General features: G+C 42.0%; 12 protein-coding genes, 1 rRNA gene and 1 other annotated feature. All 13 genes read left to right on the forward strand.

The window, feature by feature from the left end:
- A 5S ribosomal RNA gene (rrf, locus tag Q8G36_RS22225) occupies positions 1 to 91 on the forward strand; the annotation flags it as partial.
- A gap of 375 nt (positions 92 to 466) precedes the next feature.
- Entirely contained in the window at positions 467 to 928 is a 462-nt protein-coding gene (locus Q8G36_RS22230) for a CtsR family transcriptional regulator (RefSeq protein ID WP_048677843.1), read from the forward strand.
- A gap of 21 nt (positions 929 to 949) precedes the next feature.
- Positions 950 to 1,501: a hypothetical protein gene (locus tag Q8G36_RS22235; RefSeq protein WP_305161969.1), complete on the forward strand. Its 552-nt coding sequence runs from the start codon at positions 950 to 952 to the stop codon at positions 1,499 to 1,501.
- Positions 1,498 to 2,574, forward strand: a complete 1,077-nt coding sequence (locus Q8G36_RS22240) for a protein arginine kinase (protein WP_305161970.1) — start codon at positions 1,498 to 1,500, stop codon at positions 2,572 to 2,574. The genes Q8G36_RS22235 and Q8G36_RS22240 overlap by 4 nt, the downstream gene beginning before the upstream one ends.
- A 130-nt stretch (positions 2,575 to 2,704) precedes the next feature.
- Complete coding sequence (gene clpC / locus Q8G36_RS22245) at positions 2,705 to 5,146, forward strand: ATP-dependent protease ATP-binding subunit ClpC (RefSeq protein ID WP_305161971.1); 2,442 nt, start codon at positions 2,705 to 2,707, stop codon at positions 5,144 to 5,146.
- A 198-nt stretch (positions 5,147 to 5,344) separates the two neighbouring features.
- The gene (radA, locus tag Q8G36_RS22250) at positions 5,345 to 6,733 is read left to right on the forward strand and encodes a DNA repair protein RadA (protein ID WP_305161972.1); all 1,389 of its coding nucleotides are present in this window, start codon (positions 5,345 to 5,347) and stop codon (positions 6,731 to 6,733) included.
- 2 nt (positions 6,734 to 6,735) lie between these two features.
- Positions 6,736 to 7,809, forward strand: coding sequence for a DNA integrity scanning diadenylate cyclase DisA (disA, locus tag Q8G36_RS22255; RefSeq protein ID WP_305161973.1), 1,074 nt, complete (start codon positions 6,736 to 6,738; stop codon positions 7,807 to 7,809).
- A gap of 226 nt (positions 7,810 to 8,035) precedes the next feature.
- A complete protein-coding gene (locus Q8G36_RS22260; RefSeq protein ID WP_305161974.1) occupies positions 8,036 to 9,133 on the forward strand; it encodes a PIN/TRAM domain-containing protein in 1,098 nt (365 codons plus the stop codon).
- 21 nt (positions 9,134 to 9,154) lie between these two features.
- The gene (gene ispD, locus Q8G36_RS22265) at positions 9,155 to 9,844 is read left to right on the forward strand and encodes a 2-C-methyl-D-erythritol 4-phosphate cytidylyltransferase (protein ID WP_305161975.1); all 690 of its coding nucleotides are present in this window, start codon (positions 9,155 to 9,157) and stop codon (positions 9,842 to 9,844) included.
- A 14-nt stretch (positions 9,845 to 9,858) separates the two neighbouring features.
- Positions 9,859 to 10,338 (forward strand): 2-C-methyl-D-erythritol 2,4-cyclodiphosphate synthase, encoded by a 480-nt coding sequence (gene ispF / locus Q8G36_RS22270; protein ID WP_305161976.1) that lies wholly within the window; start codon positions 9,859 to 9,861, stop codon positions 10,336 to 10,338.
- Positions 10,339 to 10,428: 90 nt separating this feature from the next.
- Positions 10,429 to 11,886, forward strand: coding sequence for a glutamate--tRNA ligase (gene gltX / locus Q8G36_RS22275; protein WP_305161977.1), 1,458 nt, complete (start codon positions 10,429 to 10,431; stop codon positions 11,884 to 11,886).
- Between the two features lie 43 nt (positions 11,887 to 11,929).
- Positions 11,930 to 12,177 (forward strand) — a binding site (T-box leader).
- A gap of 84 nt (positions 12,178 to 12,261) precedes the next feature.
- Positions 12,262 to 12,912, forward strand: a complete 651-nt coding sequence (gene cysE, locus Q8G36_RS22280; protein ID WP_305161978.1) for a serine O-acetyltransferase — start codon at positions 12,262 to 12,264, stop codon at positions 12,910 to 12,912.
- Position 12,913: 1 nt separating this feature from the next.
- Positions 12,914 to 14,311: a cysteine--tRNA ligase gene (cysS, locus tag Q8G36_RS22285; protein ID WP_305161979.1), complete on the forward strand. Its 1,398-nt coding sequence runs from the start codon at positions 12,914 to 12,916 to the stop codon at positions 14,309 to 14,311.
- Positions 14,312 to 14,314 lie beyond the last annotated feature (3 nt).

Genomic DNA, 14,314 nt, shown 5'->3' on the forward strand with positions numbered 1-14,314 from the left:
CACCCGTTCCCATTCCGAACACGGCAGTTAAGCTCTTCAGCGCCGATGGTAGTTGGGGGTTTCCCCCTGTGAGAGTAGGACGCCGCCAAGCCATTTAAAAAGATCAGCCATCCGGCTGGTCTTTTTTGATGTTCGTAATTAAAAAAGTTTTATATTTCTAGGGACAGCATAGGGCTGGCCTTATTTGAGTTGGTTGCAATATCATGAGGAGGAATGGGTAAGCAGGGGAATTGGGCAGAATTTAAGTGGTGAAATCTTAAAGAGAAGAAAAAAACCAGGTTTTGCATGTATCTTTTCAGGGTATTTATGTAAGATATTTCAACTTTAATGTTCAATGGGGTATGTAACTACATATAATTTGGAGAAAATGGATAATGCAGAAAGAAAGTGCGTTTAAGTTGCAAAATGGATTATTCCTTGTATAATAATAGTCAAATATAGTCAAAGTCAGAATGGAGGAGGCTGAGTGAGAAACATATCTGATGTTATCGAAACTTATTTGAAGCAAGTACTTGAAATAAGTCAAAAAGATATCTTAGAGATTAAAAGAAGTGAAATAGCAGATAAATTTCAGTGTGTTCCTTCTCAAATCAATTACGTAATCAATACCAGGTTTACCATCGAGAGAGGTTATGTTGTAGAGAGTAAGCGTGGAGGCGGCGGTTATATACGCATCATGAAAGTGGAATCACAGGATTCCGTGCAACTTATCAACCAATTATTATCGCTTATTGGTTCCAGGGTAACTCAATCGATGGCTGAAGGAGTAATTTCAAGGCTGATGAATGAAGACGTCATTAATGAAAGAGAAGCAAAGATTATGATGAGCGTCATAGATAGATCGGTGATTTATATCGACCTACCTGACCGGGATGAGCTTAGGGCAAGAATTTTAACTGCGATGCTTACGACTTTAAAATATAAATGAAACTGGCAGAGGTGATGAAAGTTGATTTGCCAAGAATGTCATCAAAGGCCTGCTACCCTGCACTTCACCAAAATCATCAATGGAAAAAAGACTGAAGTCATGATTTGTGAGAAATGTGCTCAGGAAAAAGGTGAAATGTTCATGGATGCAGGTGGACCTGGTTTTTCAATAAATAATTTATTAGCAGGATTGTTGAATATGGAGTCGAATATTCAACAGACAAAGGCAAATGCATTTCCTAAAACGGAAGAGATGCGTTGCCCGCATTGTCATCGATCTTATAAAGAATTTGTCCATATTGGTAAGTTTGGCTGTGCCGAGTGTTATAAAACGTTCAATGAACAGTTAAATCCCATTTTAAAGAGGGTTCATAGCGGCAATACAGCACACATAGGGAAAATTCCAAAAAGGATTGGTGGCACCATATATCTTCGAAAGCAAATTTTGGATTTGAAAGAAGTTTTAAAGGTCCACATTGTTCAAGAGGAGTTTGAAAAAGCGGCAGAGGTAAGAGATAAGGTTCGTTCCCTTGAAAAAAGGTATGAAGCACAAGAGGGAGGCGAGGAATTATGAGCTTGGAAAAGTTTGTAGAAAACGCCTTGAGTTCCTGGATGAGTGCCGAAGGGCCGGAAATCGATATTGTATTGAGTTCGCGGATTCGGCTGGCCAGGAATTTCAAAGACTTTACCTTCCCAACCTCCTTTTCTAACGAAGAAGCTAAAAAAATCATTGAATTGGTCAAAAAAAGAATCGAAGAGGAAGTAACTCCGGAGATTGGAAAACTGGAACTTTTAGAGATTGACCAATTGCAGCCACTGGAAAAGCGCGTTCTCGTTGAAAAACATTTAATCAGTCCTCATTTAGTTGAAGACTCAGCGAAAAGCGCATGTCTCCTTTCGGAAAATGAAGAAATAAGTATCATGATAAACGAAGAGGATCATCTCCGTATTCAATGCTTAATGTCGGGGTTGCAGCTAAAGGAAACCTTAAAGATTGCAAATGTTCTTGACGATTGGATTGAAGAATCCATAGACTATGCATATGATGAAGAAAGAGGATACCTAACTAGTTGTCCGACTAATGTGGGAACAGGATTAAGGGCTTCAGTCATGATGCATCTTCCGGGCCTGGTCCTTACACAGCAGATGAATAATATCATACCGGCTATCAACCAATTGGGGTTGGTGGTTCGAGGGATTTATGGAGAGGGCAGTCAAGCGTTGGGGAATATTTTCCAAATCTCCAATCAAATTACTCTTGGAAAGTCGGAAAGGGATATCGTTGAAGATCTAACAAGTGTAGTGCAACAAATCATAGCCCAGGAACGGTCAGCGAGGGAAGCATTAGCGAGGACTTCCCACATACAATTAGAAGATAGAATTTTCCGTTCATATGGGATTTTGTCCAATGCTCGAATCATCGAGACCAAGGAAGCAGCCACCTGTATCTCCGATGTTAGGTTAGGGATAGATCTTGGGTATATAAAAAACATTTCTAAAAGCATTCTAAATGAGTTGATGATTTTGACGCAGTCGGGATTTTTACAAAAGTACGCAGGTGGACCTTTAAGACCCCATGAAAGGGATATCCGCAGAGCTGCACTCATCCGGGAACGCTTGAATTTCACGGAATCTTCCTCCTCATAGAGGTCATTGATCTCTTTAGGGAGTATTAAATTTCATGTAATAGATATGGAGCAAGAAGAAGCTTCTGCCATTACTTAGAGAATTGCCAGCAACTTTATTCAAAACGAAAATTCTTAAGGAGGAATTCCCTATGATGTTTGGTCGTTTTACTGAAAGAGCCCAGAAAGTATTAGCATTAGCCCAAGAAGAGGCAATCCGTTTAGGTCATAATAATATTGGCACGGAACATATTTTACTGGGTCTGGTCCGAGAAGGTGATGGTATTGCAGCCAAAGCGTTATATGCTCTTGGATTGGGTCCGGAAAAGATTCAGAAAGAAGTGGAAAATCTAATTGGCCGCGGACAGGATACGGCTCAAACGATACATTATACCCCAAGAGCCAAGAAAGTCATTGAGCTTTCCATGGATGAGGCAAGAAAATTAGGTCACTCATATGTTGGGACAGAGCATGTTCTTCTAGGTCTTATACGAGAAGGGGAAGGTGTAGCTGCCCGCGTATTGAATAATCTGGGAGTAAGTTTAAATAAAGCTCGACAACAAGTATTACAACTTTTGGGCAGTAATGAATCAGGTGGTCATCAAGGTTCAGCCGCTTCAAATGCAAGCACGCCGACACTGGATGGCCTAGCCCGTGATTTAACGGCGATTGCCAGGGAAGGAAGCTTGGATCCCGTTATCGGAAGAAGTAAGGAAATACAGCGTGTCATTGAGGTATTAAGCCGTCGTACAAAAAATAACCCAGTATTAATCGGTGAACCTGGGGTTGGTAAAACAGCGATTGCTGAAGGGCTTGCCCAACAGATTATCAATAATGAGGTACCTGAAATTTTACGTGATAAACGTGTAATGACACTAGATATGGGTACTGTTGTGGCTGGTACTAAATACAGGGGTGAATTTGAGGACCGATTGAAGAAAGTTATGGATGAAATACGTCAGGCGGGTAATATCATCTTATTCATCGATGAATTGCATACATTGATTGGTGCAGGTGGTGCAGAAGGTGCCATTGATGCCTCCAATATCCTTAAACCATCATTGGCACGTGGTGAATTACAATGTATCGGTGCCACAACTTTGGATGAGTACCGTAAGTATATTGAAAAGGATGCTGCGCTTGAACGTCGTTTCCAGCCAATCCAGGTCGATGAGCCGACTATTTTGGAATCCATCCAAATTCTCAAGGGGCTGCGTGACCGTTATGAGGCACATCACCGTGTATCGATTACTGACGAAGCGATTGATGCCGCAGTCAAATTATCCGACCGTTATATTTCCGATCGCTTTTTACCGGATAAAGCAATTGACTTGATTGATGAAGCCGGTTCCAAGGTTAGGCTGCGTTCATACACAACGCCACCTAACTTAAAGGAACTTGAAGTGAAGCTAGATGATGTGCGTAAGGAAAAGGATGCTTCCGTTCAGAGTCAGGAATTCGAAAAAGCTGCTTCGCTTCGCGATACAGAACAACGCTTAAGAGAACAGTTGGAAGAAACGAAAAAAACTTGGAAAGAAAAACAAGGGCAGGAGAACAGTGAAGTGACTGTGGATGACATTGCACACGTCGTATCCAGCTGGACGGGAGTGCCAGTCACTAAATTGGCGCAAACAGAGTCAGACAAACTGCTTAATATGGAGTCAATCCTCCATGATCGTGTAATTGGGCAGGAAGAGGCCGTCATTGCGGTTTCTAAAGCAGTACGACGTGCAAGGGCAGGTTTGAAAGATCCTAAACGTCCAATTGGTTCATTCATCTTCTTGGGACCTACAGGGGTCGGTAAAACCGAGCTAGCCCGTGCTTTAGCTGAATCCATTTTTGGTGATGAAGATGCCATGATCCGCATCGATATGTCCGAATATATGGAGAAACATTCAACTTCACGTCTTGTTGGATCCCCTCCAGGATATGTTGGATACGAAGAAGGCGGTCAGTTAACGGAAAAAGTGCGGAGGAAACCATACTCAGTCGTTCTGCTTGATGAAATAGAAAAGGCGCATCCGGATGTCTTCAATATTCTTCTTCAAGTATTGGAAGACGGAAGACTGACAGATTCCAAGGGGCGTACTGTCGATTTCAGGAATACCATTCTGATTATGACATCGAATGTAGGGGCTTCGGCCTTGAAAACTGATAAGTATGTCGGCTTTAACATCCAGGATACTGGCCAGGACTATAAAAATATGAAAGGGAAAGTGATGGAAGAACTCAAACGTGCATTCCGTCCGGAATTCCTGAATCGTATTGATGAAACTATCGTGTTCCACTCATTAGAGAAGGATCATTTGAAACAAATCGTTACATTAATGTCAAATCAGCTTACTACCCGTTTGAAAGAACAGGAGATATACTTGGAGCTGACAGATGCGGCTAGAGAAAAAATTGCTACGGAAGGTTTTGATCCGGAATATGGGGCACGGCCAATCCGCAGGGCGCTTCAGAAGCATGTAGAAGATTATTTATCCGAAGAATTGCTTAAGGGTAACGTGAAAAAAGGGCAAACGGTCGTAATGGATGTCGTGAATAATGAGTTTGCAATCCGACAAGGCGAGCCTGTTAATGTAAGTGAATAACCTGATCCTAAACTTCGAGGTACACGCAGATTCTTTTGCAGTGTACCTCTGTTTTTTATCCATAGGTAGAAATGAGTATAAGTTGGACTAGCAGAGTGAATATTTTTTTAATAAAACTTAGCTTTAAGAAGGTTTAAATAAAACAGAGATATAATATCCTTAATATAGATATTTTTTCCAAAGGAAGAGGAGTAATTTATGGCTGTAAAGAAGAAAACAAAATTTATGTGTCAGTCTTGTGGATATGAGTCCGCGAAATGGATGGGGAAATGCCCAGGATGCGGAGAATGGAACAAAATGGTCGAGGAAACCGAAATCGTTAAACCTGCTAGAAAAGGCGCTTTTACCCATTCAGAGGTTAGAGGTTCCGGAGAAAGGGAGAAGGCAGCACCTATAACGACTATTCAATCAGAAAAAGAACCCCGGATTAAGACGGATTTAATGGAATTGAATCGTGCTCTTGGGGGCGGGATCGTACAGGGATCACTTGTATTGATCGGAGGGGACCCGGGTATCGGTAAGTCCACCCTGCTTTTACAGGTATCTTCCCAATTGGCGCATAAACAGAAAAAAGTGCTTTATATATCAGGTGAAGAATCAGTCAAGCAGACCAAATTGAGAGCGGACCGGCTTGGGACCATGTCGGAAAATCTATTCGTTTATGCTGAAACAGATATGGACTATATCCAACAGGCAATTACAGATGTAAAACCGGATTTGGTCATTATTGACTCCATTCAAACGGTATACCATTCGGAGGTTACATCTGCCCCGGGAAGCGTTTCACAAGTGAGGGAATGCACAGCTTCACTCATGCGCATTGCTAAAACGAACGGGATCGCGATTTTTATCGTCGGACACGTTACAAAGGAGGGGGCCATTGCGGGGCCACGGCTGCTTGAGCACATGGTTGACACCGTATTATATTTTGAAGGAGAAAGACACCATACATATCGAATTATACGTGCGGTTAAAAATCGCTTTGGTTCGACGAATGAGATGGGTATTTTTGAAATGAAAGAACATGGATTGGAAGAGGTCGCGAATCCATCGGAAATTTTCCTTGAAGAACGGTCGCAAGGAGCTTCGGGTTCTACAGTCGTCGCATCCATGGAGGGAACAAGGCCGGTGCTTGTCGAAATTCAAGCATTGATTTCACCTACGAGTTTTGGCAATCCGAGGCGAATGGCCACGGGAATTGACCACAATCGGGTTTCGCTTTTAATGGCTGTTCTGGAAAAGAGAGTGGGCTTGCTGCTCCAAAACCAAGATGCGTATTTAAAGGTTGCTGGTGGTGTCAAGCTGGATGAACCGGCAATTGACCTCGCTGTCGCAATAAGCATTGCATCAAGCTTCCGTGATAAACCAACAAACCCTGCCGATTGCATCATTGGTGAAGTGGGGCTGACTGGGGAAGTAAGAAGGGTGTCACGAATTGAACAAAGGGTGCAGGAAGCAGCGAAATTAGGGTTTGAGCGAGTTATAATACCGGCTAATAATATAGGGGGATGGACCGCGCCGAAAGGTATTAAGATCGTTGGTGTTTCATCGGTTTCGGAGGCTCTTAAACAATCGTTAGGGGGTTAAGTATGACAGATAAAAAAGGGTATGAGAAAACAAAATTGGAAATTCTGCACATTGTAGCTCCGGGTACCCCGCTTCGGGAGGGTATTGAAAATGTCCTGAGGGCAAACACGGGTGGTTTGATAGTGGTCGGATATAACGAGAAGGTGCGAACGATCGTGGATGGCGGCTTCGAAATCAACTGCAGCTGTACCCCCAGCACATTATATGAGTTGGCGAAGATGGACGGCGCCATCATTTTAAATGAAACAGCCGATAAGATCATTTTCGCAAATGCCCAATTAGTGCCGGATAACAGTACACCTTCCACTGAAACGGGAATGCGGCATAGGACAGCGGAACGTGTGGCAAGGGAGACCAAGTCGTTGGTCGTCGCGATCTCACAACGTCGGAATGTCATCACTTTATATCAAGGCAATTTCAGGTATGCCCTTAAAGATATAGGAGTCATACTTGCTAAGGCTAATTTAGCCATACAGACCTTGGAAAAATACAAGGTGGTCCTGCAGCAGAGCATATCGGTTTTAGGAGCGCTTGAGTTTGAGGAAATCGTGACCTATGCCGACCTTTTGCAGGTATTTCACCGTTATGTAATGGTGCTCAGGATCAAGGCGGAGCTACTAACGTATCTTAATGAGCTTGGTACGGAAGGAAGATTGATCCGTTTGCAAATGAATGAAATCCTGGCAGATATTGAAACGGAAGGAAAATGGCTTATCAAGGATTATACCTCCAGTAATGATGAAAATCCTGAGGAAATCATTTTTAGGCTTCAAGAGTTGGCCATGCAGGAAAAACTGGATGAAAGCATTCTTCTAAAGGTGCTGGGCTATCATGGATACATACATCTTGATGAGTCAGTACATCCCCGTGGTTACCGTATTCTTCATAAAATCCCACGCTTGCCGGGTTTAATCATCGAAAATTTAGTGAAACAGTTCGGAAGCTTTAGTGAAGTCAATAAAGCTACGGTTGAAAACCTTGACGATGTGGAGGGTATAGGTGAAGTCCGGGCCAATAAAATCAAAGAAGGACTCCGTATTTTAAAAAATCAGCTGGTCACAAATAGAAGGATGTAAGGTGCAGATGGCCTTTTTAATTCTTCTGAACTAGCTTGAAATTGATTGGTGTTTATTTTTGACACTCAAAACTCAGGGTGCTAGGCTAATATTACGAAAAAGAGAAGAATTCATATTTGTAAATCCACTAATTCCTTAAGTGAATTTAACGTATATAATGAAAACGAATTTTCGAAGGTTTCATTTTACTTTATTGGTCAATAATGAGTAGAGGGAGGTGAAAGGGATGTTAAAACGCATTATACAAGCATGCTTCTTAATAGTCGGTGGAACACTTGGTATGTTACTTATTCCGGAATTATTAATTGTTTTACATGCAGGCGATATTGCTTTAATAAACAATCCTTATGTAAGTGTACTGTTGGGTGCCATTATCTTTTATCTTATAACTTTTTGGGCAGTAGATCATGTGATCTATTTTATGAAGTGGCTGGAGGAACAGCTTGTAAAGATACCAATTACGGATATAATCTTTGGCAGCGTCGGTCTTTTAGTGGGACTGCTTGCGGCGTTCTTGGTTGGCTCCGCCTTCAGTGCCATCAAGGTTCCTATTTTAAATACAGTGGTTCCTATCATCCTTACGCTTTTATTTGGTTATCTTGGTTTTCAGGTGGGCTTTAAAAAACGTGATGAACTATTGAGTTTATTCACGAAAAGCAATAAGAAAAAGAATACGGATGGTGAAGCAAGCGAAGAGGATGAAGAGGGGTATAGCAAGCGGCTGAAGATTCTCGATACAAGCGTGATCATTGATGGTAGAATTGCGGATATCTGTCAGACAGGCTTTCTGGAGGGTACCATAGTCATTCCTCAATTCGTATTAAACGAACTGCAGCACATTGCCGATTCATCTGATGCATTGAAAAGGAATCGCGGAAGACGTGGTTTGGACATCTTGAATCGGATTCAAAAAGACCTTCCGATTAAAGTGGAGATGTATGAGGGGGATTTTGAAGACATTCAGGAAGTGGACAGTAAACTAGTGAAGCTTGCCAAAATATCGGGCGGAATGGTCGTTACCAATGATTTCAATTTAAACAAAGTATGCGAGTTTCAAAATGTGGCGGTCCTTAATATCAATGACCTGGCCAATGCCGTAAAACCTGTTGTCCTTCCTGGGGAAGAGATGAATGTCCAGGTCATCAAGGACGGGAAAGAGCAGAACCAGGGTATCGCTTATTTAGACGATGGCACGATGATCGTTGTCGAGGGTGGCCGTGACCATATCGGGAAACGCATCGATGTACTTGTCACAAGTGTATTGCAAACATCTGCAGGCCGTATGATATTCGCTAAACCGAAACTATTAGAAAAAGCATTATAAAGAAGAGTAGGAGAAACCGTTATGTTTTATGAAGTAGTGATACCTGCAGCTGGACAAGGCAAAAGAATGAAGGCGGGGAAGAATAAACTTTTTATTGAACTATCGGGTATCCCGATTATTGTTTATACACTGCGTGTTTTCGAAGAAGATCCTGACTGTCGGGGGATTATCCTTTCGATAAACCCGGCAGAAAAGGATTATTTTAGTCAATTGATAGCAGCGTATGGGTTTAAAAAGGTCAAGAAACTGGTCATGGGTGGCAAGGAGCGCCAACAAAGCGTTTATAATGGACTGCAACATGCGGGAGAAGAAATCATCCTGGTCCACGACGGTGCCCGCCCTTTTATCAATCTTGGGCAAATCAGTGAATTGACTACTGCCGCCTCACTTCATGGAGGTGCCGTAATTGCAGTGCCCGTTAAGGATACAATTAAAAAAGCGGCAAATAAAAAGGTAGTGGAAACAGTGGAACGATCAAGCTTGTGGGCGGTACAAACTCCACAAGCTTTTCGTGTATCCATATTAAAAAAGGCGTATGAACAAGCAGAAGCGGAAGCATTTTTAGGGACGGATGATGCAAGTTTGCTAGAGCGGATCAATGAACAGGTAGTTATTATTGAGGGCAATTATGATAATATTAAAATTACGACTCAGGAAGACTTATATTTTGCAGAAGCGATTTTACATAAACAACAACATGGAAAACGATGATTGGGGAGAATGATATGTTTAGAATAGGACAAGGATATGACGTTCATCAGCTTGTGGAGGGCAGACCTTTGATTATTGGCGGGATTACGATTCCGTATGAGAAGGGTTTGCTAGGGCATTCGGATGCGGATGTCCTTCTGCATACTGTTGCTGATGCCTGCTTGGGGGCAATTGGTGCAGGGGATATCGGTAAGCATTTTCCGGATACCGATCCTGAATTTAAAGATGCCGATTCGGCAAAACTGCTGCAGTATATTTGGGCGATCGTAAAAAAAGAAGGATATTCCCTAGGCAATGCGGACTGTACGATCATTGCACAAAGCCCGAAAATGGCACCGTATATTGAGGAAATGCGAGGCAGGATTGCTGAACTTTTAGATGCGTCGATAGACAGAGTTAATGTAAAGGCGACCACTACCGAGAAACTTGGATTTACAGGCAGGAGCGAAGGAATCGCGGCACAGGCTGTGGTCTTATTGGTTAAATCAAACTAAATTCGTTTTTAGAGTGGATGCCTTTATCCCAATGTATTTAAATGATAATATATACAATAGAATAGAACGACTGGGAGGTCTATATATATCATGAGCAGCGATATTCGAGTTCGCTATGCACCGAGTCCGACTGGACATTTACATATTGGTAATGCACGGACTGCTTTATTTAATTATTTATACGCACGAAATAAAGGCGGGAAATTCATCATCCGTATTGAAGATACCGACCAAAAGAGAAATATTGAAGGCGGAGAGGAAAGTCAGCTTAAATATTTGAAATGGCTTGGTATGGATTGGGATGAAGGTGTTGATGTTGGCGGTGAATTCGGGCCATATCGTCAATCCGAAAGGAACGACCTTTACCAGGAATTGTATCAAGAGCTTTTAGTTAAGGGTTTGGCATATAAATGCTATTGTACGGAAGAAGAGCTTGAAGCAGAGCGTGAAGGACAGGTCGAACGGAATGAAACGCCAAAATATTCAGGGAAGTGCAAGCATTTAACTGAAGAAGAGCAAGCCGAACTAGTGGCTCAAGGAAGAAAACCGAGCATTCGCTTTGCCGTTCCAGCTGGGAAGGTCCTAACTTTCAAAGATATGGTTAAGGATGAGGTTTCGTTTGAAACAGATGGCTTTGGTGATTTTGTTATCGTTAAAAAAGATGGCATTCCAACCTATAACTTTGCAGTGGCCGTCGATGATCACTTGATGAAGATTTCCCATGTCCTTCGTGGTGATGATCATATCTCCAATACTCCAAAACAATTGATGATTTATGAAGCTTTCGGCTGGGAACCGCCGGTATTCGGACATATGACGCTGATTGTAAACGAAAGCAGGAAGAAACTGAGTAAACGTGATGAGTCGATCATTCAATTCATTGAGCAATATGAAGAGCTGGGTTATGTTCCTGAAGCTTTATTCAATTTCATTACATTACTAGGATGGTCTCCAGTCGGGGAAGAAGAGATTTTCACAAAGGAAGAATTCATTAATCTTTTCGATGCTGATCGGTTGTCTAAATCACCTGCACTTTTCGATAAACAAAAGCTTACATGGATGAATAACCAATATGTGAAGCAATTGGACGGAAATCGTGCAGTGGAGTTGTCAATGCCTCACTTAATTAAAGCCGGGAAGGTTTCAGAGACACTGACCGCCGAAGAAGAAGAGTGGGTACATGGGCTCGTTTCCCTTTTTCAAGAGCAAATGAGCTACGGAGCGGAAATAGTTGAGCTATCTGAACTGTTTTTCAAGGATGAGGTCGTGTTCGAGGAAGAAGCTAAGGAAGTGCTGGCTGAAGAACAGGTACCGGAAGTCATGAAAGCTTTCCTTCAGGAGATCGAAGGCCTTGAAGAATTTAATGCGGATGAAATCAAGAAGTCGATTAAAGCCGTACAAAAAAGCACAGGTCATAAAGGGAAAAAATTATTCATGCCGATAAGGGCGGCCGTCACGGGTCAAACACATGGTCCTGACTTGCCTAAGGCGATTTCATTACTGGGTAAAGAAAAAATTAAACAGCGTATTCAGAGTATTTTATATTAACAATTTGTCGAAAATGTAATATAGTATTTAATAATCTTACAAAAGAAAAGCGTAGATGGGGAGAAGTAAGTAAACGAAGCTTTTTAGAGAGAACCATAACCTGCTGAAAGTGGTTCAAGCCTCTCGTTTTCTGAAATGCACCCTTGAGTCCTTTGCTGAACTAACTTATAGTAGGCACAGGCGGAATGTCCTCCGTTATAGGGATTAAAGTTGGGGATGAAAAACAGGAAAAAGCTTTACCTGGTTCGTACATTCCAAACAGAGTGGAACCGCGCTTTAAGCGTCTCTGTCTATTTGGACAGAGACGCTTTTTTATATGCTTTAAAAGCTTCAAAAGGGGATGTTGGAAAAGGACGGAACATAGGGGGAATCATTTTGTTAAAGATGTTTAAAGAGGATATCGAAGTGGTTTTTGATCAAGATCCTGCTGCGCGCAGCTATTTGGAAGTCATATTGACGTACGCTGGTTTACATGCGATTTGGAGTCATAGGATGGCTCACGCACTATTTAAGAGGAAATTCTTTTTCCTGGCGAGAAGTATATCTCAAATCAGTCGGTTTTTTACCGGAATTGAAATTCATCCAGGAGCTACGATTGGTCGTCGTTTCTTCATTGACCATGGAATGGGGATCGTCATTGGCGAAACTTGTGAAATTGGCGACAATGTATCTGTCTTTCAAGGTGTAACCCTTGGGGGGACAGGAAAGGAAAAGGGAAAACGTCATCCTACGATAAAGGATAATGTTTTGATTGCTACAGGAGCAAAAGTGCTGGGTTCCATCACTGTTGGGGAAAACTCAAAAATCGGTGCAGGATCGGTCGTTTTAAAGGAAGTGCCACCTAATTCTACAGTGGTGGGCATTCCAGGTAAAGTGGTCATTCAAGATGGTATCAAAATCAACAAAGACCTAAATCATTGTGATCTTCCTGATCCAATCGCTGATCGCTTTAAGGAATTGGATAGTGAAATCAGGACCTTAAGAGCGAAGCTGGCTGAACAGAAGCAGGAAGAAAGGAGTCTATAATATGGCGATTAAAATATATAACACAGCTACAAGAAAAAAGGAAACCTTCGTCCCGATGGAAGAGGGAAAGGTGAAGATGTACGTATGCGGACCCACTGTCTATAATTACATTCATATTGGCAATGCAAGACCGGCAATCGTATTCGATACCGTTCGTAGGTATTTGGATTACCGTGGATATGATGTGCAATTCGTTTCGAACTTTACGGATGTGGATGATAAGCTGATTCGTGCGGCAAAAGAATTGGGGGAAGATGTCCCTGCCATATCAGAGCGTTTCATCAAGGCTTATTTTGAAGACGTGTCGGCATTGGGCTGCAAAAAAGCGGATGCTCACCCAACCGTAATGGAGAACATGGATGCAATCATTGAATTCATCTCGGCATTAATTGAGAAAGGATTCGCTTATGAATCTGAAGGAGATGTATATTACCGCACTCGTAAGTTTGAGGGGTATGGAAAACTTTCGCATCAGTCCATCGATGAGCTGAGAGTGGGGGCCCGTATTGAAATAGGGGAGAAAAAACAAGATGCCCTTGATTTTGCCCTTTGGAAAACGGCCAAGGATGATGAAATATCTTGGGAGAGCCCATGGGGTAAGGGGCGTCCTGGCTGGCATATCGAATGCTCCGCAATGGTTAAAAAGTATTTGGGAGATACAATCGATATTCATGCAGGAGGTCAAGATCTGGCTTTCCCGCATCATGAAAATGAAATTGCACAATCCGAAGCACTGACGGGTAAGACCTTTGCGAATTATTGGATGCATAACGGGTATATAAATATTGAGAACGAAAAAATGTCTAAGTCCTTAGGCAATTTCGTCCTTGTGCATGACATCATTCAGAAGCATGATCCACAAGTGTTACGCTTCTTTATGTTATCTGTACATTACCGTCATCCCATCAATTATAGTGAAGAAGTGCTTGAAAATGTAAAAGCGTCCCTTGATCGCTTAAGGACATCTTATCAAAACTTAAAGCATCGCCTTCAAGTAAGTGACGGTTTGACTGAGAATAATGATGTTTGGTTGGAGAAGCTGAATGAATTACATGAACAATTCATTAAGGAAATGGACGATGATTTCAACACAGCTAATGCAATATCCATGCTCTTTGAACTTTCCAAACAGGCAAATTATTACTTGATGGAGAAAAACACAGACAAGGAAGTGATTGATGCTTTCCTTGATAAATTCAACATCTTATTTTCTGTCCTAGGTTTGTCACTTGAAGAAGAGGGGCTTTTGGATGAAGAAATTGAAGGGTTGATACAGCAGAGAATTCAAGCGCGGAAAGACCGCAATTTTGGGTTATCTGATGAAATTCGTGATCGCTTGAAAAACATGAATATCATATTAGAGGATACCCCTCAAGGTACAAGATGGAAAAGAGGGTAATTA

Source organism: Peribacillus frigoritolerans (genome assembly GCF_030676415.1).
In the GTDB taxonomy this organism is placed as follows: Bacteria; Bacillota; Bacilli; order Bacillales; family DSM-1321; genus Peribacillus; species Peribacillus frigoritolerans_A.